This window comes from Anabaena lutea FACHB-196 (assembly GCF_014698305.1).
Classification (GTDB): Bacteria; Cyanobacteriota; Cyanobacteriia; order Cyanobacteriales; family Nostocaceae; genus Anabaena; species Anabaena lutea.
On sequence record NZ_JACJST010000016.1, the window covers coordinates 50,097 to 70,872 of the forward strand.

General features: G+C 39.6%; 16 protein-coding genes and 2 pseudogenes. 10 read left to right on the forward strand and 8 right to left on the reverse strand.

Going from position 1 to position 20,776, the window contains the following annotated elements; all coding sequences use genetic code 11:
• Positions 1-25 precede the first annotated feature (25 nt).
• Complete coding sequence (gene purH / locus H6G59_RS17280; protein WP_190716526.1) at positions 26-1,549, reverse strand: bifunctional phosphoribosylaminoimidazolecarboxamide formyltransferase/IMP cyclohydrolase; 1,524 nt, start codon at positions 1,547-1,549, stop codon at positions 26-28.
• A gap of 265 nt (positions 1,550-1,814) precedes the next feature.
• On the opposite strand from purH, the pseudogene H6G59_RS17285 reads away from it, so the two are divergent.
• The 3 genes and pseudogenes from H6G59_RS17285 to H6G59_RS27635 all read left to right on the forward strand — a co-directional run.
• Positions 1,815-2,189: pseudogene (locus H6G59_RS17285) on the forward strand (ATP-binding cassette domain-containing protein); the annotation flags it as partial.
• Between the two features lie 163 nt (positions 2,190-2,352).
• Positions 2,353-2,946: pseudogene (locus H6G59_RS17290) on the forward strand (ABC transporter ATP-binding protein); the annotation flags it as partial.
• A gap of 417 nt (positions 2,947-3,363) precedes the next feature.
• Complete coding sequence (locus tag H6G59_RS27635; protein WP_277924640.1) at positions 3,364-3,495, forward strand: hypothetical protein; 132 nt, start codon at positions 3,364-3,366, stop codon at positions 3,493-3,495.
• 49 nt (positions 3,496-3,544) lie between these two features.
• Here H6G59_RS27635 and H6G59_RS17295 read toward each other — a convergent pair whose 3' ends face one another.
• Both H6G59_RS17295 and H6G59_RS17300 read right to left on the reverse strand, forming a co-directional pair.
• Positions 3,545-3,745, reverse strand: a complete 201-nt coding sequence (locus H6G59_RS17295) for a hypothetical protein (protein ID WP_242038906.1) — start codon at positions 3,743-3,745, stop codon at positions 3,545-3,547.
• A 727-nt stretch (positions 3,746-4,472) separates the two neighbouring features.
• On the reverse strand, positions 4,473-4,853 hold the full coding sequence (locus H6G59_RS17300) for a hypothetical protein (protein ID WP_190716528.1): 381 nt from the start codon (positions 4,851-4,853) through the stop codon (positions 4,473-4,475).
• Positions 4,854-5,545: 692 nt separating this feature from the next.
• Here H6G59_RS17300 and H6G59_RS17305 point away from each other — a divergent pair.
• Positions 5,546-6,778 carry a glycoside hydrolase family 10-like protein gene (locus H6G59_RS17305; protein ID WP_190716530.1) on the forward strand — a complete coding sequence of 411 codons (1,233 nt, stop codon included), beginning with the start codon at positions 5,546-5,548 and terminating at the stop codon, positions 6,776-6,778.
• A gap of 109 nt (positions 6,779-6,887) precedes the next feature.
• Here the strand turns inward: H6G59_RS17305 and H6G59_RS17310 are convergent, their stop codons facing one another.
• Together H6G59_RS17310 and H6G59_RS17315 are read right to left on the reverse strand one after the other, a co-directional pair.
• Entirely contained in the window at positions 6,888-8,384 is a 1,497-nt protein-coding gene (locus H6G59_RS17310; RefSeq protein WP_190716533.1) for a site-2 protease family protein, read from the reverse strand.
• Positions 8,385-8,475: 91 nt separating this feature from the next.
• Positions 8,476-11,088, reverse strand: a complete 2,613-nt coding sequence (locus H6G59_RS17315) for a PAS domain S-box protein (protein ID WP_190716534.1) — start codon at positions 11,086-11,088, stop codon at positions 8,476-8,478.
• Between the two features lie 441 nt (positions 11,089-11,529).
• On the opposite strand from H6G59_RS17315, the gene H6G59_RS17320 reads away from it, so the two are divergent.
• The 3 genes from H6G59_RS17320 to H6G59_RS17330 all read left to right on the forward strand — a co-directional run bounded on the left by H6G59_RS17320 (position 11,530) and on the right by H6G59_RS17330 (position 16,662).
• A complete protein-coding gene (locus H6G59_RS17320) occupies positions 11,530-12,843 on the forward strand; it encodes an efflux RND transporter periplasmic adaptor subunit (protein ID WP_190716537.1) in 1,314 nt (437 codons plus the stop codon).
• Positions 12,844-12,915: 72 nt separating this feature from the next.
• On the forward strand, positions 12,916-16,083 hold the full coding sequence (locus tag H6G59_RS17325; RefSeq protein ID WP_190716539.1) for an efflux RND transporter permease subunit: 3,168 nt from the start codon (positions 12,916-12,918) through the stop codon (positions 16,081-16,083).
• A gap of 174 nt (positions 16,084-16,257) precedes the next feature.
• The gene (locus tag H6G59_RS17330) at positions 16,258-16,662 is read left to right on the forward strand and encodes an SH3 domain-containing protein (RefSeq protein WP_190716541.1); all 405 of its coding nucleotides are present in this window, start codon (positions 16,258-16,260) and stop codon (positions 16,660-16,662) included.
• Between the two features lie 16 nt (positions 16,663-16,678).
• Here the strand turns inward: H6G59_RS17330 and H6G59_RS17335 are convergent, their stop codons facing one another.
• On the reverse strand, positions 16,679-16,846 hold the full coding sequence (locus H6G59_RS17335; RefSeq protein WP_339327971.1) for a hypothetical protein: 168 nt from the start codon (positions 16,844-16,846) through the stop codon (positions 16,679-16,681).
• A gap of 144 nt (positions 16,847-16,990) precedes the next feature.
• Here H6G59_RS17335 and H6G59_RS17340 point away from each other — a divergent pair, with 144 nt between their 5' ends.
• Positions 16,991-17,215, forward strand: coding sequence for a type II toxin-antitoxin system HicB family antitoxin (locus H6G59_RS17340; RefSeq protein ID WP_190716543.1), 225 nt, complete (start codon positions 16,991-16,993; stop codon positions 17,213-17,215).
• A 61-nt stretch (positions 17,216-17,276) separates the two neighbouring features.
• On the opposite strand, the gene H6G59_RS17345 is transcribed toward H6G59_RS17340, so the two are convergent.
• Complete coding sequence (locus H6G59_RS17345) at positions 17,277-18,431, reverse strand: hypothetical protein (protein ID WP_190716545.1); 1,155 nt, start codon at positions 18,429-18,431, stop codon at positions 17,277-17,279.
• Positions 18,432-18,635: 204 nt separating this feature from the next.
• Here H6G59_RS17345 and H6G59_RS17350 point away from each other — a divergent pair, with 204 nt between their 5' ends.
• On the forward strand, positions 18,636-18,896 hold the full coding sequence (locus H6G59_RS17350) for a type II toxin-antitoxin system Phd/YefM family antitoxin (protein ID WP_190716547.1): 261 nt from the start codon (positions 18,636-18,638) through the stop codon (positions 18,894-18,896).
• 2 nt (positions 18,897-18,898) lie between these two features.
• Positions 18,899-19,321, forward strand: coding sequence for a PIN domain-containing protein (locus H6G59_RS17355; RefSeq protein WP_190716549.1), 423 nt, complete (start codon positions 18,899-18,901; stop codon positions 19,319-19,321).
• A 38-nt stretch (positions 19,322-19,359) separates the two neighbouring features.
• On the opposite strand, the gene coaBC is transcribed toward H6G59_RS17355, so the two are convergent.
• Entirely contained in the window at positions 19,360-20,571 is a 1,212-nt protein-coding gene (gene coaBC / locus H6G59_RS17360) for a bifunctional phosphopantothenoylcysteine decarboxylase/phosphopantothenate--cysteine ligase CoaBC (protein WP_190716551.1), read from the reverse strand.
• Between the last annotated feature and the right edge of the window lie 205 nt (positions 20,572-20,776).

The window sequence follows — 20,776 nt, forward strand, 5'->3', positions numbered from 1 at the left end:
CCCTCACCGTGTCTTTTCGATAAAATTAGTGTAAAAAGTGACGAACACCAGTCAAAACCATCACTAAACCTAGTTCGTTAGCAGCTTTAATGGAATCTTTATCACGTAAACTTCCTCCAGGTTGGACAATGGCAGTAATTCCCGCAGCGGCAGCGGCTTTGACGGTATCATCAAAAGGGAAGAATCCATCACTAGCGAGAAATGCACCTTGGGCTTTAACTCCTGCTTGTTCTAAAGCAATTTTTGTGGAACCGACACGGTTCATTTGTCCAGCGCCTACTCCCAAGGTAGTGCGATCGCTACTGATGACGATAGCATTTGATTTGACGTGTTTACAAACTTTCCAGGCAAATAGTAATTCGGCCAATTCGCTAGATGTGGGTTGACGTTCGCTGACAACTTGCCATTTACTGGGGTCAGCAATGATATCATCAACTGTTTGAACAAGGAAACCACCTGCGATCGCTTTCACAGTTTCTTTTAGTCCACTCTGCAAATCTGGTAAAATCAAAACTCTGACGTTACCTTTCTTAGTGAGAATTTCCTGCGCTTCCTCGTCACACCCCGGCGCAACTACGCATTCTAAAAATGTCTTCGTTAATTCTGTCGCTGTCGCCCCATCAATAGGACGGTTTAAAGCCACAATTCCACCAAAAGCCGAAGTAGAATCAGCATTAAAAGCTTTTTGATAAGCTGCAAAAATTGTATCTGCCTCAGCAGTACCACAGGGATTAGTATGTTTGATAATTGTCGCTGCGGGACTTTCCGTAAATTCAGTAATTATTCGCCGTGCAGCTTCCAAATCTACCAAATTATTGTAGCTGAGTTCCTTACCTTGGAGTTTAGTTGCAGCTGCCCAACCTGTGGGTGTAGTTCCCGTTTGATACCAAGCTGCGGGTTGGTGTGGGTTTTCACCGTAGCGTAAGGGTTGGATTTGTGTTCCCGAAAGAGTGTATTCCTCTGTTTGCGTGCCAGCCAGATAGGCAGCAATGGCATTATCATAACTAGAAGTATGCAAAAATCCCTTTAACGCACATTTTTGGCGAAACTCTAAAGAAGCTTCCCCATTTTGGCGTAATTCTTGCAAATACTGGTCATATTGAGCAGGGTCACATAATACCGTCAAGTGAGCAAAGTTTTTCGATGAAGCCCTTAACATAGCTGGGCCACCGATATCAATTTGCTCAACCGCCTCAGCTAATGTTACACCCGGTTTAGCGATCGTTTGTTCAAAAGGATAAAGATTGACGACAACTAAATCAATGGGACGAATTTGATTATTTTCCAAATCAGTCACATCTTCCGCCACATCTCGCCGTGCTAAAATACCGCCGTGAATGCGGGGATGTAGAGTTTTGACACGACCACCTAAAATTTCCGGTGAACCTGTATAGTCAGAAACCTTTGTTACTGGAATTCCGGCATCCTTCAGCGTTTTGGCTGTTCCGCCACTGCTGATGATATCAAAGCCAAATTCTTCAACCAAGCTACGGGCTAAGTCAATTATACCAGTTTTGTTAGATACACTCAGCAGGGCTAGACGCGCCATAATTCCCCAGTTTCCTTTGGACTACAAAATTGCCAGCAGAAAACCATTTTACCCAAAGGAGACAAGAGATATCCTGTCCAGTTGAATACTTATCATTAGGACTGACCGAAGAGGACGCTCCAGAGTGGGAGACGCGGTGAGGGGAAGACGCGGTGAGATTATCCCCGTGTCCCCGTCCGTGTCTTCTTCAAATTTGTATGCTGCTTGATTGTCGGTGCAACGGGTTCTGGGAACAGTACCCTAGTCAAACTACACGCGATCGCTCACATTAATATTGTTTCTGGGAGGTATGGCAGCATATTCTGGTAAAATATCTATCGGTAATTACAGTGTTTTACTAGTTTTAGTCCAAAGATTATTGTGGCCATTGGTATTTTTAGGAGAAACTTTTGACAGATATCAACGGGCGATGGCTTCCACGAAGCGGGTTATGGATTTGTTAGATACTCCCATAGAAATTACTACGGGAGATATTTCTTTAGTTGTTGAACAAGTACAGGGGGAAGTTGAGTTTAAAAATGTTACTTTTGCTTATCGAAATAGTGCAACAATAATTAAGGATTTATCCTTACACATTCCTGCTGGAAAAACTATTGCGGTTGTTGGTTCTACAGGTTCGGGTAAAAGCACCTTAGTAAAACTGGTTCTTCGGTACTTTTTATGGAGAACTCAGTTCAAAATCATTGAAAGCCTTATTGTGTGGGCATTTCATTCAAAATATGGGCATTATAGTTTATAATCCTTGCCCCGTAAGGGTTTTGTGATAATCAATCTTCAACCTCCATAAAACAGACGCAAGAGCCGTAAAACTATTGTTGCGATTTTATGATGTTTCTCATGGCTCAATTACCAGTGATGGAATTGATATTCAACAGTTAAATTTATCCGATTTGCGTTGCAGTATTGGTTTAGTTAGTCAAGATGTATTTTTATTTCATGGTACGGTGGCAGAAAATATTGCCTACGGTACTTTTGAAGCTACAGATAAAGCAATTATTAATGCAGCAAAAATAGCTGAGGCACACGATTTTATTACGCAACTACCCCAAGGTTATGACACAATAGTTGGGGAGCGAGGACAAAAGTTATCTGGTGGACAACGCCAACGGATAGCTATAGCTAGAGCAGTTTTAAAAAATCCGCCGATTTTGATTTTGGATGAGGCCACATCTGCGGTGGATAATGAAACTGAAGCAGCAATCCAACGTTCTTTAGATAAGATTACCGTGGATCGGACAACAATTGCGATCGCTCACCGTCTTTCGACAATTCGCAATGCCGACTGCATATATGTGATGGATGACGGTCAAATTGTCGAGCAGGGTAAGCATGAAGAATTACTGGCGATGGATGGTATCTATACTAGTTTGTGGCGCGTACAGTCTGGGATTCATTGAAAGCGACGGGAAACTCCATCCCCAGGTGTCTGTAGAGAGATAGTCGCCCAGTCGCTTGGGGCACTGGGAGGCAGTGCAATCGCAGTCTGGGGTTTAGAATCCCTCAGTCAATATGCAGCCGACAAAATTTGGCGCAATTTAGCGCAAACCCTACAGCACGAACTGCGAGTCGATACTTACAATCACTTACAAGAAAAGGTGAATCTTCTACTGCGACATTCGGAAAATCTACATTCAAGGACACCCTTGAAGTTAGAGTTCAGGAGTCTGTCAACAGTAAATCTCCAGTATTAGCTTCTATTAACAGGAAGCACCGACATTTTCCGTCTCAAGTTGCAAGTTCTCTGGGAAATGCAAAGTCAGAGAAATCAAACAGAAAGATTCTTCAACTGAGTGAAATTGAGCAGATTTCCCAGAGTGCAGAACTACTTGTACAGTCGCCAGGTTCCTCATATCAAAAGTGCTAAAGGAACTGTAGTTTGGAAACAGATTCCCGAAATATTACAATCTGCAATTTTTGCCCAAATTCCCCCACAGAATAATTCATAATAGAGCCTACGGTTCCGCTAGGGATAAATTCGTAATTACTAAATCTAATCTAGAAAACCTGTGAGACAGGAATATCCCGCATTTTCTTCAACTCTTGCAGTAACGATTCCAAAAACATCATGTCATTTGTTATCTCTGAAGCCTCATCTTCTGACAAGTCCTGTTCATCCAGTTGAATTTGATATGCCGCAATCCGAAATTCCAATGCCTCTACCAAAAATCGTACAGCTTTAGGAGATAAATTCATCATCGTCATGACCCTCAACTCACTTTTCCCATGCTCCCGTTGAAGTAGAAAGTAAAGTCTAGTTTTGTCTAGGTTTTATGTAGCAGGTAAATCTCCAGGCTGGAAACCAGGACAGAAGAGACAACGTAGAATTCGCTATCCTATCGTCAAAAAGCGTACTTAATGTTCACGTAAAGTCCAGCCAAAACCTGCTTGATTTATAATTTTTAAAATTTTTTACTTTGCTTTTTTTTAAACTCAGCTTCCCTGAGTCATTTTGTGCTTTTAGTCTAAAGTCCAGTTCTTAAATAAAAATTGGGGCGCTCCTTAGCACCCCACCTATGCAATCATATCAACCGTAAACTAATACTCCGAAGTTTTGGCAATTTGGCAGACAAAATTTTTCTGTTGCCGTTTTAATGGAAATATCAAGAAAGAGAACGGGGCCTTTAAGATTGTTCCCAGGGACGGATTGGCGCCAACCCTTAGAACTCTTACCCACTCGCCAGTTGTTGATGGAGTACTGTACAACACCCCTATATGTTGCAGCAGTCCAATAAATAGCGCTTTGTCGCCGCTTCACTACAACTGGCTAAAAATCCCATAGTCAACATACAACTGTTTAAGCAGTTCATCCAATGGACACCTCCAAGGATTGAGAAAAAAGCTGAATTATGTCCATGGTCATTGATCTTGGCCTTTTTTGGTTTTGCTGAAAAATTTTTGAATAGCAGTGGTTAGTCATTAACGATTAATCGCGCAACATTTGTGAGATGATTTTGTCGGCTTGCAATCTCTGATAAGTCAAGCGGATAATGCTGGCAGAATCGAACAAACCACGAACATAGCAAGCAAAACCCAAGGCATCCAACAACATTAAGGTACTAACGCCTTCTGCTGCTAGGGATGAGATATATTCTGTCACTCCTACAGCACTGTTATCTACTGGCATTGCGTCCAGCAAGAATTGAAGACAATCTACTGATACAATTGTTCCTTCTAGCTCTCTGGTATCCGACGCAAGACGAACAATACCCGCCATCATCTGATTTGGGGTTATACCTTCTTCCATGAGAAGGACAAATAAAGATGCCAGATTGTCTGGAGTGTGCTTATCGAGTTTAATATTCATAGTGCTGACATAATTACGTGTAACAATAAACGCAAAATTTTTTGCATATCCGGAAAAAATTTTGCAAATTTTTTTACTGTGCGGATGTGGAACTATGGTACTCCATCAAGCCACGATTGCCGAGTCAATAGGGGCTGTGAACGTAAAAATATCTCTTTTGGAAGAGATTAAATGAAAGGGAAACTTATAGGCATAAATCTCCGTCTAGAAGTGATAGAAATTTGCCCAGCCGGAAACTCTCAACTCTTAAGGGGAAAGAGGTCGGGGAAACTAGCCTCGAAATCCAGGCTTTCAATCTCTTGCATCTACTACTTAGGAAAAAAAAATCTAAAATCTAAAATCTAAATAGCCCCCTAGGCTCCCGTAAGTAAGCAAAAAGAAATTAGACTATGTTAAGCAAGGCCACAAATTCGGAAATTCGCTCGTGGTGAGGGCTGTTTGTGAAGCGTTCCCGCAGGGTAGCCCTAACTAAAAACCTTCAGTCACGGAATATCGTATCCCTTACGGAAAGCCGGAGGCATACCACAAAGGCGCAGAGGACACGGAGGAAATATGGTTTGAGAGATATTTTGCGTAAGTCCTAACCTTGAATTATTTACCTTACTCTACGGAGTTTCCGTAAAATATAGTGTGGGAAGCATCACAGCAGCTTAAAATTGAAAAGGATTTAATCAGCCAGAAATGAGCCAGAAATGAGCCAAAAATTGCTTCCAGGGAATATGTATCAACGGATTAAGTCAGGTTTGTTTGCGGCTATAGTTGTCCTGAGTATGATGACTGTGGTGATACTATCGTTACCTTTAAAAGCTCAAATCGCTTCTCCCCAAGGGACAACATCAGAGTTAAGGGGGGTGTGGTTAACCAATATTGATAGCGATGTTTTATTTTCAAGCGATCGCTTGAAAAAGTCTTTGCAAACTTTAGATGATCTTAACTTCAATACTGTTTATCCGGCTGTTTGGAATTGGGGATATACACTCTATCCTAGCAAAGTTGCGGCTCAAGTCATTGGTAAATCTCTAGATCCCACACCAGGATTACAAGGACGCGATATGCTCCAAGAGATTGTCACTGAGGGACATAAACAAGGTTTAACGGTCATTCCCTGGTTTGAATTTGGCTTTATGGCTCCTGCTGATTCCCTTTTAGCCAAAAATCGCCCCCAATGGCTGACCAGCCGCAGCAATGGCAGTAAAATTATCAAAGAAGGTACACACGATCGCGTTTGGCTCAATCCTTTTCGCCCCGATGTACAACAATTTATCCAAGATTTAATTGTCGAAATCGTTAAAAACTACGATATTGACGGGATTCAATTTGATGACCACTTCGGCTTACCATCAGAATTAGGCTATGATGCCTACACAGTAGCACTTTACAAAAAAGAACATCGTGGTAAAGCGCCCTCCAAAAACCCAAAAGATCCAGAATGGGTGCGGTGGAGAGCGAACAAAATCACCAACTTCATGAAGCAGGTATTCACAGCTATCAAAGCTAATAAAAAAGACTGTATAGTTTCTGTTGCACCTAATCCTCAGCGGTTTTCCTACGAATACTTTTTAGCAGACTGGCAGAAATGGGAACGCATGGGAATAGTTGAAGACTTGGTTTTGCAGATATACCGCAATGACTTAAATGTGTTTATCAGCGAATTAGAATACCCAGAAGTGAAAGCAGCAAAAAAACATATTCCTGTAAGTATTGGCATTTTGAGTGGGTTGAAAAATCGTTCTGTACCCATGTCACAGATTCAGACACAAGTACAGAAAGTGCGCGATCGCAATTTTGCCGGAGTTTCCTTCTTCTTCTATGAAACTCTCTGGAACATCAGCCAAGAAAAAGCGGAACAACGTCAAGCCGGTTTTGGAAAAATCTTCCCCAAACCCACAGCCTATCCTAATTTACTCGCAGGCTGGAAACCATAGGACATTGGTGATTGGTGATTGGTGATTGGTGATTGGGTACTGGGTACTGGGTACAGAAGGCAGAAATCACCTAAATATTCCTCCCCCACCTCCCCACCTCCCTGCCTCCTTAACCTATTCCCAAACGCCCAGCCAAAGCCGGAGTTAGGGGTAAGAGGGTACTAATCATCAAAAACAGCGCCAAAAGACCTAAAGCGGCTCTAGCGTCATCTGGTTCAGTTACTTCATTCAAGCTGGGGCGTTCTAAATCTCGTTGTAAGAACAAAATCACAATCGCCCAATACATAGCCAAAGGATTACCAAGAGACACCAAACCCAGCAAAATTAAAGTCGCAAATGTCGCTCTGCCTGCGGTTTTGCGTCCATAAATAGCCTGGACAATCCGCCCACCATCTAATTGTCCAGCTGGCATTAAATTTAATGCCGTAATCACCAACCCCAACCAACCAATAATAACTAGGGGATGGACATTAACTAAGGGTGCTTTGACAGCTGCACCCAGTACAACCCGCGCTAAACTCCCCACTAAAATCGAACCTTGGAAAAACTGATTTGGTAATTGAAATAAACTACCGGGGTGGGAAAGCAGCAAACCTGTCACCAGCATTACCAAAGAAACGATACCACCAAAGGCAGGCCCAGCCAAAGCAATATCAAATAACGCCTTGCGATTAGGTAATAAAGACTCAAACCGGGTAATTGCCCCAAAAGAGCCGATTTGCACAGCCGGGAGGAAAAAGGGTAAGCTGAGGCGGACTTGGTGTCGTCGCGCCAGTAACCAATGACCGATTTCATGAGCTATCAAAATCGTAAATATCCCCAAACCGATAGGTAAAGCTTCGGGAAACCGTGATGGGTTGGAGAATAAATCAAAATTCAGCAACAATCCTGCCGCTTCAAAATTGGTGGCAAGAGTTGCTACCAAAAGAATCACCGCAAAGACTTTCTGTGGTAGCTGCATCGGACGTGGATCTGTGCGGCTAGGGAGAACAATCATCACGGGTTTATCGTCTGTATTTTCCACTAAGAACAGGCGATATTTATCACCTAAACGTTCTTGCAGACTTTTCGTCAGCCGGTTGTGAACTTCTTCCGGTTCTCCCCGCAAATTGCCTTTGAAAATTGCTCCTTCTTGATAGGGGATAGTTTCTGTAGCAAAAAATGTGTCAATCCCGAAAATACCCTTAATGGTACTCAAATCTTCTTCGGGTATTGTCATTGCGTCCAGTTTTAGTTCTGCAACTAGTACTTGACTGTTGGCATTTGATGGCGAATTGGCTTCCTGTGAAGCATTAGCAGTCAGTCTTTCCGTTGCCCGTTGCTTGAGAATGGCATCTTGCCCAGCGTTGCGTAACTGTCTACCTAAGAAGATGTAGATTGCAGTGGAAGCCAGGAGCAATAACAATATACCCGCTATATTGATGTAAATCCCTGCCGCAAACAAGCCAAAGAACAGCAGCCAAGGAGCCATTAATACGACCGACTGTAACCAGGCTAAGATTCCCAGTTTACCAAAAGGTCTGGCGCGATAAAAGCCCCAACCCAAAATGCCGAAAGCGACCAGCACTACTGCCGCAATTATAGGAGTTTCTGATGAATTCAACATCTGTAAACCTTCGCTATTGATACTAAGCCAGAACGAGTCCGGTTTTTTAGATACATTAATTAATCTATAACGTAATACAGTTCAGTTAAGCCTAAAAATCAACATTCTTCTGTACTGGTAGCTGAGTAGTAGGAATTTCAATGATAAATTCAGTTCCTTCTCCCAGAGTAGAATGACAAGATAAGTTGCCATGATGTTTATCTACTATGATTTGGTAACTAATGGAAAGTCCTAAACCTGTACCTTTTCCTACATCTTTGGTCGTAAAAAATGGGTCGAATAATTTGGAAATAATTTCTTCAGAAATTCCCACTCCATTATCAATAATCCGAATAGCTAATCTCTCATTATTAATCATTTCGGTAATAACATGAATTTCTTTGGTTTTATTATATAAAACTGCCTCTTCTAAAGCATCAATAGCGTTACTTAAAATGTTCATAAATACCTGATTTAATTGACCAGGATAACATTGAATTAGTGGCAAATCTCCGTATTTTTTAATTATATGAATTTCGGCATGATTTGGCTTGGGCTTCAAACGATGGTGTAAAATCATCAAGGTGCTATCAAGACCTTCATGAATATTTACTGTTTTAATTTCTGCTTCATCTAAGCGAGAAAAATTCCGCAATGAAAGCACAATTTCTCGAATTCTCTCAGTTCCTAAACTCATAGAATTAAGAATTTTTATTAAATCTGTTTTGAGAAAATCTAGTTCAATATCGGCAATTTTTTCTTGAATTTCTGCTGGTGGTTCAGGAAAGTATTTTTGATATAATTGGATGAGACTTAAAAATTCATGAATGTATTCACTAGCTGGGAAAATATTGCCATGAATAAAGTTAACTGGATTGTTAATTTCATGAGCAATCCCCGCAACCATATTACCCAGTGAGGACATTTTCTCACTATGAATGAGTTGGATTTGTGCCTGCTTGAGATCCCTTAAGGTATTTTCTAGGTTTTTAGCTTGCTGTTGTAAAATTATTTCTCCATTTTTAAGTTCTGTGATATCTGTTGCTACTCCTAAGATTTGTTTAACTTGACCATTACTGTTACGATTGAAGATAGTATCTCGACTATAAAACCAGCACCATTCACCATTTGCTTGTCTCACCCGATATTCAATTTCTAAAATTTCTCCATCTTGAACATCGCTAAAGCGTTGCAAATGTGCTGTAATTTTTTCTAAATCTTCTGGATGAGTAATTTTATAAATCAAATTAGATTCTTGCTGTTTAATTTCTTGATTAGAGTAGCCAAGAGAATCAAGTATATCTTTATTTGCGTAAACGTTGCGTTTTTCTTCTAAATCAATAATATAGAGAAGATTGGGAGAAGAATCCGCAATGCGTTGGATAAAATGCTGACTTTCTTGAAGTGCTTCTTCAGCTTGTTTACGCTCTGTAATCTTCATCGTTGTCCCCACTAGACGATAAATTTTACCATCGCTGCTTTTCAAAGGATTGAGTGTGGTTAGCCACCAATGAGGCTCATTTTGAATAGGGACAAATTCTTCATAGCTCATGCTTTTACCAGAATCTACACAAGTTTGATAGCGTTGACGTGCTGCTAAACCTGGTATTTCTCCAAGTACATATTCTGGAGTTTTGCCAATAACATCTGCTTGACTTATACCTGTTAATTCTTCTCCTGAATAATTCCAGCCTCCATAATAAAAATCACAACCATCCACAACCTCAACTACAAATACAATTTGCTGAATGCCCTCATAAATACTACGCAAAAATTCTTCTTTTTCTTTTAATTCGGCTGTACCTTCTTGAATTTTAGTTTCTAAATCTTCATTGAGCTTTTTGAGTGATTCTTCTGTCTGCTTACGATCAGTGATATCTAAAAGTACTCCACAAAAAATAATCTCTCCTTGTTCATTTTCTGTTGGTGTGGAGTCTCCTTGCCACCAAATTATTTCACCATTAGGTTTTATTAGTCTTCCTTCATAGTGCCAAGGGATAGAATTTTCTATGGCTTCAACGACAGAGCTAATATAACTATTAAAATCTTCTGGATGGACAAGAACCAAAAAGTTATTTAAATCTTGCATTATTTCACTGGCTGTAATTCCTGCCAGTTCCCAGATGAAGTCGCTCATATAGTCTACTTTCCAAACACCATTGCGGTTGGTGAATTGGAAAATTGCACCAGGGAGATTAGTGGCAATATCTCTTAAGCGTCTTTCGCTTTCAGCTAAGGCTATTTCTGCTTGTTTGCGAGTGGTGATTACCTCAGTAAACATGATAATTCCACCAATTTCAGTAGAATTTTGATACCAAGGATGAATTTCCCATTTCACCCATTCAATTGTGCCATCGGCTTGTTTAAAAAGCTGTTCTTCACATTGCTCAATTGCACCGCCTAAACAACGTTGGTGAATTTCTCGGCACGAGGGAGAAATTTCTGGGAAAACTTCATAATGACAGCGGCCGATAATTTCCTCATCTTCCAAGTTGTAATCTTGTCGCCAACGACGACTTGCCAATACATAACGCATTTGACGGTCAAAGATAGCGATCGCAGCGGGTGTATATTCTATAAATACACCCATATGTTCTTGGTTATACCTCTGAGAGGTTGATAACTGAGCCTGACTTAAACGATCTACTAGCTGACGTAGTTCTACTAGTTCCTGTTGTAGAGAGTTATAAGTATTTTTATGGACAGTAATGAGATCACTACTCATAGTCTTGTTTTTTGCCTATTCAGGGTCTGAAATTGACTCTAATACCATTTGGAATTATTGCATTATCTTTTCAGCCCTCCTACCTGCTGCTTGCTGCCTGGACTCAATGAAAAATACTTACTTCTATAGTTCCCAATCACTAGTTACCAATCACTATTAACGTAAGTTGCTAGTTAGGGAAAAGATGACAAGAAGAAAACATAGTTTAATCAGGAATTTTACCCATTGCTCATTACCCATTACCAGCCTAAACTAGATGACTAGCAACTTGGGTTAATAATTCACCTTTCGGTAGATTGTAAAGAATTATAAATACTGTATATTGAAATGACATAACACATAGTTTTTACCAGTGCATCATACCAAATAAGTAATTTTAATATCAATGGCCAGAATCCTGGTGGAGTTTTAATTACTTGTTCTTTCGATTCTCCATAACCTATGACATCTCCTGAACCTCAAACTGATTTTCAAGAAATTCCCCAGCCACCAGAGCCACCCCCAAAATCAAGCCGGTGGCTACGTTTATTATTAGCTCTAGTATTAATACTTGGGGGTGGAACGGCTATAGCGTGGAAGTTGCTAACTCCTGAAAAACCAAGTCCAGCAGCGGCTAATGCTTTACCTCCAGCGGTAAGAGTTAAACTATCGGCAGTGCAAACAGGTACAGTCGAAGAGAGTACAGAATATATAGCCAGTTTGGAATCTAGACGTTCAGTCAGTCTCCAACCCAGAATTCAAGGTCAAGTTGCTCAAATATTCGTCAAATCAGGAGATCCAGTTTCCTCTGGTACGCCAATTTTACAAATAGATTCCAGACAACAACAAGCCGCAGTTAGTAGTTTATCTGCTGCTGGTCAGGGTTCTCAAGCCCAACTAGAAAATGCTCGTGCTACTCTCAAATCTTTGCAAGCTGAACGGTTAGCAAATGTTGCAGATGTACGCTTAAACCAATTGGAATATAATCGCTATGCGGCATTAGCTGATCAAGGAGCGGTATCTCGTCAAACTAAAGATTTATATGCTAACAGGCTGGCTACGGCTAAAGCCCAACTTGGGGCAATAGATTCCCGAATTCAAGCACAACTAGCTACCATATCCCAAGCTGAAAAGTCTTTAGAACAAGCTGATGCCAATATTAGACAACAACAAGTAGAACTTCAATATTACAAAATTACTGCTCCCTTTACTGGTACTGTCGGCGATATTCCTGTGAAAGTAGGCGATTTTGTCAATACTTCCACACCACTAGCTACTATCACACAAAACCGACCTTTAGAAGTAAAAATTCCTGTCCCACTAGAAAAAGGTACGCAATTGCGTCAAGGGCTACCGGTGGAATTAATTAACGCCCAAGGTCAAACCATAGGTAATAGTAGTGTATTCTTTATTTCACCCAACATCACCAATAATTCTCAATCAATATTAGTTAAAGCTCTTTACGACAATTCTGAAGGACAGCTGCGAGCAGATCAAATGATTCGGGCTAAAGTGATTTGGAATCAGCGTTCTGGAGTTCTGATTCCGTCCATAGCAGTATCTCGAATAGCTGCGGAAACCTTTGTATTTGTAGCCGAAACCCAAAAATCTCCTAACGGTGTTTCCCAATTAATAGCCAAACAAAAACAGGTGAAGTTAGGCAATATCAAAGGTAATGATTACCAAGTGATTGAAGGATTAAAAGCAGATGAAAAACTGATAGTTTCAGGAATACAAAACCTCAGAGACGGACTACCAATAATTCCTGAAAATTAGGTGACAGGTGACAGGTGACAGTTAAGAGGGAATAAGAAGAATCACCAATTACCAATTACCAATTACCAATTTATGTTTGTTGATTTCTTTATTAAGCGACCTGTATTTACCAGTGTCTGCGCTATTATCATTTTGCTGGTTGGTGCAATTAGTATTCCGACATTGCCCACCGCACAGTATCCAGAGATTAGTCCAACGCAGATTATTGTCAGTTCTAATTATATTGGTGCTACTGCGGAAATTGTTGAAAGTAACGTCACGACGATTTTAGAGCGTCAGATTAACGGTGTCGAAGGCATTAAATATATGACTTCGAGCAGTAGTAATGATGGTAGTAGCACAATTACTGTGACATTTGATTCCTCGCAGGATAAGGATATTGCAGCGGTTGATGTGCAGAACCGCGTGACTGCGGCTGAACCGCAATTACCAGATGCTGTGAAGCAAAACGGAGTGACTGTGAGCAAACAGTCTAACAATATTCTGTTAGGGATCGGTTTGTACAGTGATAAAAAAGAACTAGATAATGTCTTTTTAAGTAATTATGCGGATTTATATTTAGCAGATGCCCTCAAACGGATTAAAGGTGTAAGTGAGGCGCGGATTTTTGGTGAACGCCGCTATGCAATGCGTTTATGGCTTGACCCGAATAAACTCGCTAGTCGGAATTTAACTACTGATGATGTCATTAATGCCCTCAACGAACAAAACTTACAGGTAGGTGTGGGGCAAATTGGACAGCAACCCGCCGCCGATGGTCAAATGTATCAAATTGACTTAAGGGCAGTGAGTAGGCTAACAGAAGCTGAGGAATTTGACAATGTAGTCATTAAAACTGCTGCTGACGGTAGTTTGATTAAGTTGAAAGATGTGGGTAGGGCAGAACTTGGCGCTCAAAACTATAGCTCATTTCTCCGTTTTAAGGGTAATGAAGGTGTAGGGATGGGGATATTTCCGACACCGGGAAGTAATGCCTTGAACGTTGCTAATGCAGTCAAAAAGGAAATGGCGCGATTGTCTCAAAGCTTTCCTCCAGGGATGAAATATGAAGTGGCCTTTGATACCACTACGATTATAGAAGAGTCTCTGGCAGAAGTGGTAAAAACTCTTTTAGAAGCGATCGCTCTGGTTGTTCTTGTCATCTTTATTTTCTTACAAGATTGGCGCATTACTTTAATTCCCGTTATCACTATTCCCCTGGCTTTAATTGGGACTTTTGCGTTCGTTAAAGCCTTTGACTTTTCCGTCAACACTTTAACAATGTTTGGTTTAACCCTAGCAACGGGAATGGTAGTTGATGACGCGATTATCGTAGTTGAAGATATCTCCCGCTTAATTCAAGAAGAAGGAATACCACCCCGCAAGGCCGCTTCTTTAGCTATGTCCCAATTAACAGGGGCTGTAATTGCGACTTCTTTGGTACTAATGGCGGTGTTTGTACCTGTAGCCTTTTTCCCTGGTTCAACTGGACAAATTTACAAACAATTTGCCCTGACAATTGCCTTTTCTATCGCTATTTCTACATTTTTAGCTCTGACCCTTACCCCTTCTCTTTCAGCTTTGTTGTTACGGCCAAGACCCGCACCTAGAGGTGTTTTAGGCTGGGTATTTAGTCGAATTAACTGGTTTTTAGAAGCCATGCGCCGGGGATATGAGCGATCTTTAAGGTTTTTGACAAAAATCAAAGGGATAGTAGCACTTATATTCATCGGTTTATTGGGTTTCACGGCTTGGCTTTACATGACCGTACCAACATCATTTCTCCCTGATGAAGACCAAGGTTATTTCATCACCATTATTCAGGGGCCTGAAGGTTCTTCACTCCAATACACCAGTAAAGTCATGAGTGAGGTAGAAGCCGAAATCCTGAAATTGCCAGAAGTTACAGGTACTTTTGCCATTGGTGGCTTTAGTTTTAGTGGGAACACTGCTAACAGTGGCGTAATTTTCTCTACTCTCAAATCCTGGGACGAACGCACCCAACCAAATCAGTCAGTACAAGCTCTTATTGGTCAATTAAGACAAACATTTTCAGCAATTACCGAAGCCAACGTTTTTCCTGTTAATCCTCCCGCAATTCGCGGTTTAGGTAGTTTTAGTGGTTTCCAGTTTCAGTTACAAGATATAGCCGGCACTAACAGCTTAAATTCTATGCTGCAAACGGTTGGTCAGTTCATGATGGAGGGTAATAAAACCCCAGGACTGCAAGCTGTATTTAGCACTTTTAAAGCCAATACACCCCAAATTTCAATTGAAGTTGACCGCAATAAAGCGAAATCTCTGCAAGTTTCCATTGACGATATCTTTAAAACCCTACAGACTTATTTGGGTTCACAATATGTCAATGATTTTAATTTCCTTTCTCGCACATATCGGGTATATATCCAAGCTGATGCTCAGTTTCGCTCCAATCCTGATGATATCGGATTATTAAATGTGCGTTCTGCAACTAATCAGATGATTCCTTTGAATAGTTTAGTGAAGTTAACTCCGACAACTGGAGCGCAAACTATTAATCACTACAACTTATTCCGCTCTGTTGAAATTAACGGTTCTCCTGCTCCCGGTTATAGTTCTGGACAAGCAACTTTAGCTATGGAACGACTAGCTAAGAAGATTTTACCGACGAGTATGGGATATGAATGGTCAGGTATTGCTGCTGAGGAAAAAGAATCTGGTGGACAAGCACCAATCATTTTTGGTTTAGGCTTAGTTTTCGTCTTTTTAGTGTTAGCTGCTCAATATGAAAACTATGTTGATCCTGTGATTATTCTGCTTTCAGTTCCTCTAGCTATTATGGGAGCTTTAGCATCACAATCATTACGGGGTTTAAGTAATGATGTATTTTGCCAAGTTGGGTTAGTGATGTTAATTGGTTTAGCAAGTAAAAACGCAATTCTAATTGTGGAATTTGCTAATCAATTACAAGAACAACAAGGTTTATCAATTACGAAAGCAGCGGTTGAAGCAGCACAAGGTCGTTTACGTCCCATTTTGATGACTGCTTTTTCAACTTTACTGGGTATTTTTCCCCTCGCAACTGCAACAGGTGCAGGTGCAGCAAGTCGTCAATCTCTAGGTACTGCTGTGTTTGGAGGAATGTTTGTTGCTACTTTTCTGAGTTTGTTTATTGTACCAATTCTCTATATCATCATTGGTAAAATTCGTCAGCGTTTGCAACCTGTTCGTAAGTATCCGCATTTGGAAGCGAGTGAGGATAATAAGGTTTTGTATAGATAAGATTTCTCACGCAGAGGCGCAGAGGCGCTAAGGAGGAGTGCGATCGCACTCTTGAAGATAAGTTGAGAGGTGCGATCGCTAATATCGAGGTCTTATGAGTTAATGCTGAGTAATTTCAGTTCAATTCTAGGCAAAGCATTTAATACTCAAAATCAAATTTATACACTTCCAGTAATGAAATCACTTTTATCAATTACTTTGAGTACAGCAATTTCTCTCGCTCCTACATTAGCGATCGCTCAACCTAATTTCCAATATCCTCAACCAAACAAACAAGGTGACTACACATCAATTTTCAGTAAGTTTAAAAATGGGAAACAATCTCCACATTTGGTGTGGGGGGTTGTAACTAACAAACTTAATTGCCGCGCTCAAGCTGGAGAAAATTACCGTGTAGTGCGATCGCTTTTAAAAGGCGACAATATCAATATTGTGGGAACGCCAAAAATTTATCGGGATAAACGAGGTAAACCCTGGCTATATGTTGCCAAGGAAGGTAGTGCAGAAGATGTAAAAATTCGATGTTTTGTGCGTGCAAATACCCAGTTTATTAAACCAATACCGTATTCGATTAGTTAGTTATTATAAGTTATTTTTATTCTTTTCTACCTTGTCGTCCACCTTTACGACTAGCAATTTCCTTTTCTATTTCCTCTTCATTTAATAAAGGCTTACCAGAAGCAACAATTCTAGAGCGAATCTGTCGCAACCGTTCCCCTAGAGGAGGTTTATTTTCAGAGTTTTTGAAGTGAAGAAATTCCACAAACTCTAAAACTTCCTCTTGTTTATCTTGTGGTAGGGAACGCCACGATGCCAGTGATGCTAAACTCTATTTAGAAAAACAGGTAACGGAATCACTGGCAGAACTAAAGAAGATTGAAGCAGACGAACAGGAGAAACCAAAAGAATGAAATATACAATAATTATTCAATGGTCTGAAGAAGATAAATGTTATGTAGTTTTACTGCCTGATTTTACTAATGTAATGCAGCCTTGTACTCATGGTGAAACTTACGAAGAAGCTTTAAAAAATGGTCAGGAAGTGTTAGAAATGCTGATTGAGTCATGTTTGGCAGATGGTGAACCGCTTCCCGAACCGCAAGTTTTAGGCAAGTTTTTCAAAGTTGCGTAATTTCTACATTGATGTAGGTTGGGTTGAATAAAATGAAACCCAACGTTGATTAATTACAGCTTCAATAAATCACAGTTCCTAAACAATCTTTGATAAAATCAATAATTATCTTAAAATCAAAAAAATCCTCAGCCTGTTTTCTTTCTTCACACATCCATTTACAAAATTTCATTTTTTGAAATTCTTGAATTTGATTTTCTTCTCCATAATCTCCATATTTAGTTTTTGGTAAATAAAATTCTTCTGTAAATAAATGATCAGGAAATAGATTTTCAATACCTTTTTTGACTTTTCGATTCTTTTGTTGAGGTATTTTTCTGATTTTCAATAATTCATGATCTTCATTAGATTTATCAGTATCACAGTCATAGAGAAGTAATACTTTTCTAGTTAAGAATTGAGGTTTAGAAATAAGAACATCCTTTGTATTATTTAACCCACTTTCACCAGCATTTCTATTTGAACCTTTCGATTTTAAATTTTTACCTGTAGAAATGCCTACCCATTCAATATCAACCTGTGCTAAAATTTCCTTTTCTCCTAGCAACTCTAAGGCTGTTTTAATATAAATTACAACAGTTTCCCCTTCTGTTAAAACTAGAGGTTTAGTACCTTTCTCTACAGTAGCTTGGACTTCATCTTTAACAGAATTTATTTTTTTACAATAGTCATAAAACATACTTTGACCATGTTCAGACATTAGATAACTACAGTAATCTTCCCAAACTTGAACAGACCAATGATCTATTGTTTCTCTGAGATATTGATAACTAGGATGTTTTTCGCCGTAACGTAAACTTAAAAACTCATCAGGATACATAACTTCTGTATGAGCAGGTATATTATGGCGTGCCATTATTCTTAATAAATTTATTCCCTCAGATTCCCGCATTATGAGGTGTGAAATTACATAAGATAAGTGAGCAGGATTAGAGGAGTCAGCAACAACAATAATACAATACCCTCCGGCTAGAGGGTTTGTAAGTTTTCCCTCAAAATAACCTTTTTCAAAGGCATTAATAATACCTTGTGCTTGATTGTCTTCATCAAGATTATCAATCCACCAATCAGGCATTTCACTACCATCATAATCTAATAGATAACCCAACCCACACATAATCCAAAAACTACCAACAATATTTTGTGGATACTCTTCAAGCAATGATATTGATCTTATACAATTAGTAATGCCAATTTCAGGTAGAAGCACCGTCATTATTAAAATTCCTAGTAAAAATAAAGATGTGATTTTATTCCATTAAACAACAAAATCAAACAAATAATGCGCCATTTCCAACTTAGAACAAGCCGGAATTTCTACTTCTCTTCCTAACTTATCTAAAAACACTGCTTGATTATCAATAACTCAAAGTTTATGTTATAGTGTACTCAAGTGTACACAATTTGTCAATTGACTATCATGGACATCCAATCTGTAGGAATCAAAGAATTTCGCGCCAATTTACACAAGTACACACAACAAACATCTGAACCAATCGCTATTACTTCTCATGGAGTCCCCATAGGTTACTACATACCAACACAACCTACTCCTCAAAAACAAGATTTAATGGCTTTACAAGAAGCAGTCCAAAAAATTAAACAATTGCTGGAAACAAGAGGTATTAGTGAAGATGAATTATTTGCAGATTTTCAGAATGCTAAAGAAAGTACAATATAACGATGAGAAAGTTAATTGTTCTGGATACTAATATTCTCATTCGGGCAGTATTAGCAGAACGTGTTCCCAACTTATTAGATAAATACAATTATAACTGTAGTTTTGTTACTCCAGCTTCCTGCTATGATGAGTTAAATGAGCATTTACCCAAAATTTTACAAAAACGGGATCTTCCTTTAGATCCATTTTTAAATGGTATCGAGAAACTAACAAAGGTAGTCGTACCAATAGCTGACGAAATTTATAGTGAATATGAGTATGATGCTAAACGGCGAATACAAGAAAGAGATATAAAAGACTGGACAATAGTTGCTCTTTCTCTATCTTTAAATTGTCCAATATGGACGGAAGATCAAGATTTTTTTGGAATTGGGATTGCTACATGGAACACTCGAAACGTAGAGATTTATTTAGGTAGTAATTAATTCTGTAGTTGCAGGAAGAACGATATAATTTTATTCCATTAAACAACAAAATCAAACAAATAATGCGCCATTTCCAATTTAGAACAAGCCGGAATTTCTATCTCTCTTCCTTGTTTATCTAAAAACACCGCTTGATTATTATCACTCCCAAAACCACTATCAACTTTATCAATCGGATTCGCTACAATTGCATCTAATTTCTTTCTTTGCAATTTTTCCCGCGCAGGAGTAATAATATCCCCTGTTTGTGCTGCAAAACCAATTAAATATTGATGAGGTTGTTTGCGATTTCCTAATTCAGCCACAATATCCGGTACTGGTGCGAGAGGAAGATTTTCGGGGAGCGATCGCTTGGGCAATTTTTCGGTACTATATTCTTTAGGCTTTACGTCTGCAACTGCGGCTGACATAACGATGATATCTGCATTGGCTAAATGCTCTAACATCACCTGCTGCATTTCGTCTGCACTAATTACCTCAATGGCTTCTACTCCCAAAGGTACATCCCAACTTGCTGGACAATGGACTAATATTACTTTTGCGCCTCGGTGCAGTGCAGCCTGTGCCAATGCTAAACCCATTTTACCAGTCGAAGGATTGCCAATAAACCGCACCGGATCTAAATATTCTCGCGTTCCCCCAGCACTGATTAAAACCTGCTTTCCGGCTAAATCTCTGTTTCCTTGGGTGTGTAATAAAGATTGAATATAAACAAATATTTCTGCGGGTTCTGCCATTCTACCAGCACCGATGCGATCGCACGCCAATAAACCCGATGCTGTACCCATACCATAAAATCTGCTATCTGTCAATAGCTGCTGCCAATTCCTTTGCACCGCTACCTGTTCCCACATATCCGTATTCATCGCTGGTGCTAACAACACGGGACAAGTAGAAGCGAGAACGGTATTTGTCAGCAAATTATCCGCCATTCCATAAGTTAACTTAGCCAAAGTATTAGCAGTTAAAGGTGCAATCACAATTAAATCAGCCCATTCACCCAACTCAATATGCAAAGGACGAGAATAAATTGGTTGCCAAAAATCATCATCGGTGTAAGCTTGATGACGGGATAAAGTTGCTAAAGTCAAAGGTGTAATAAATTCTTGAGCGGATTTAGTGAGAATAACTCGCACTTCTACCCCAGATTTAAATAGAGTGGAAACCAATTCACAGACTTTATAAGCAGCTATACCGCCACCTAAAGCAACAACAACTCGTTTGGATTTTAGATTTTCAGATGATAGCATTTTTTCATTTTAGGGATTTACAAATACTAGCTTTTTTGTCTCACGCAGAGGCGCAGAGGCACAGAGAAGAGAACGCAAAGAAGGACTTTCACCCTGAGTCTAATATAGCGATCCTAAATAAGTTGTGTTGGTTAAATAACTAGCGTTATGCTTAAAGATACGGTAAGAAATACATAAATAAAATAGGATTGCTATATCCAATTTC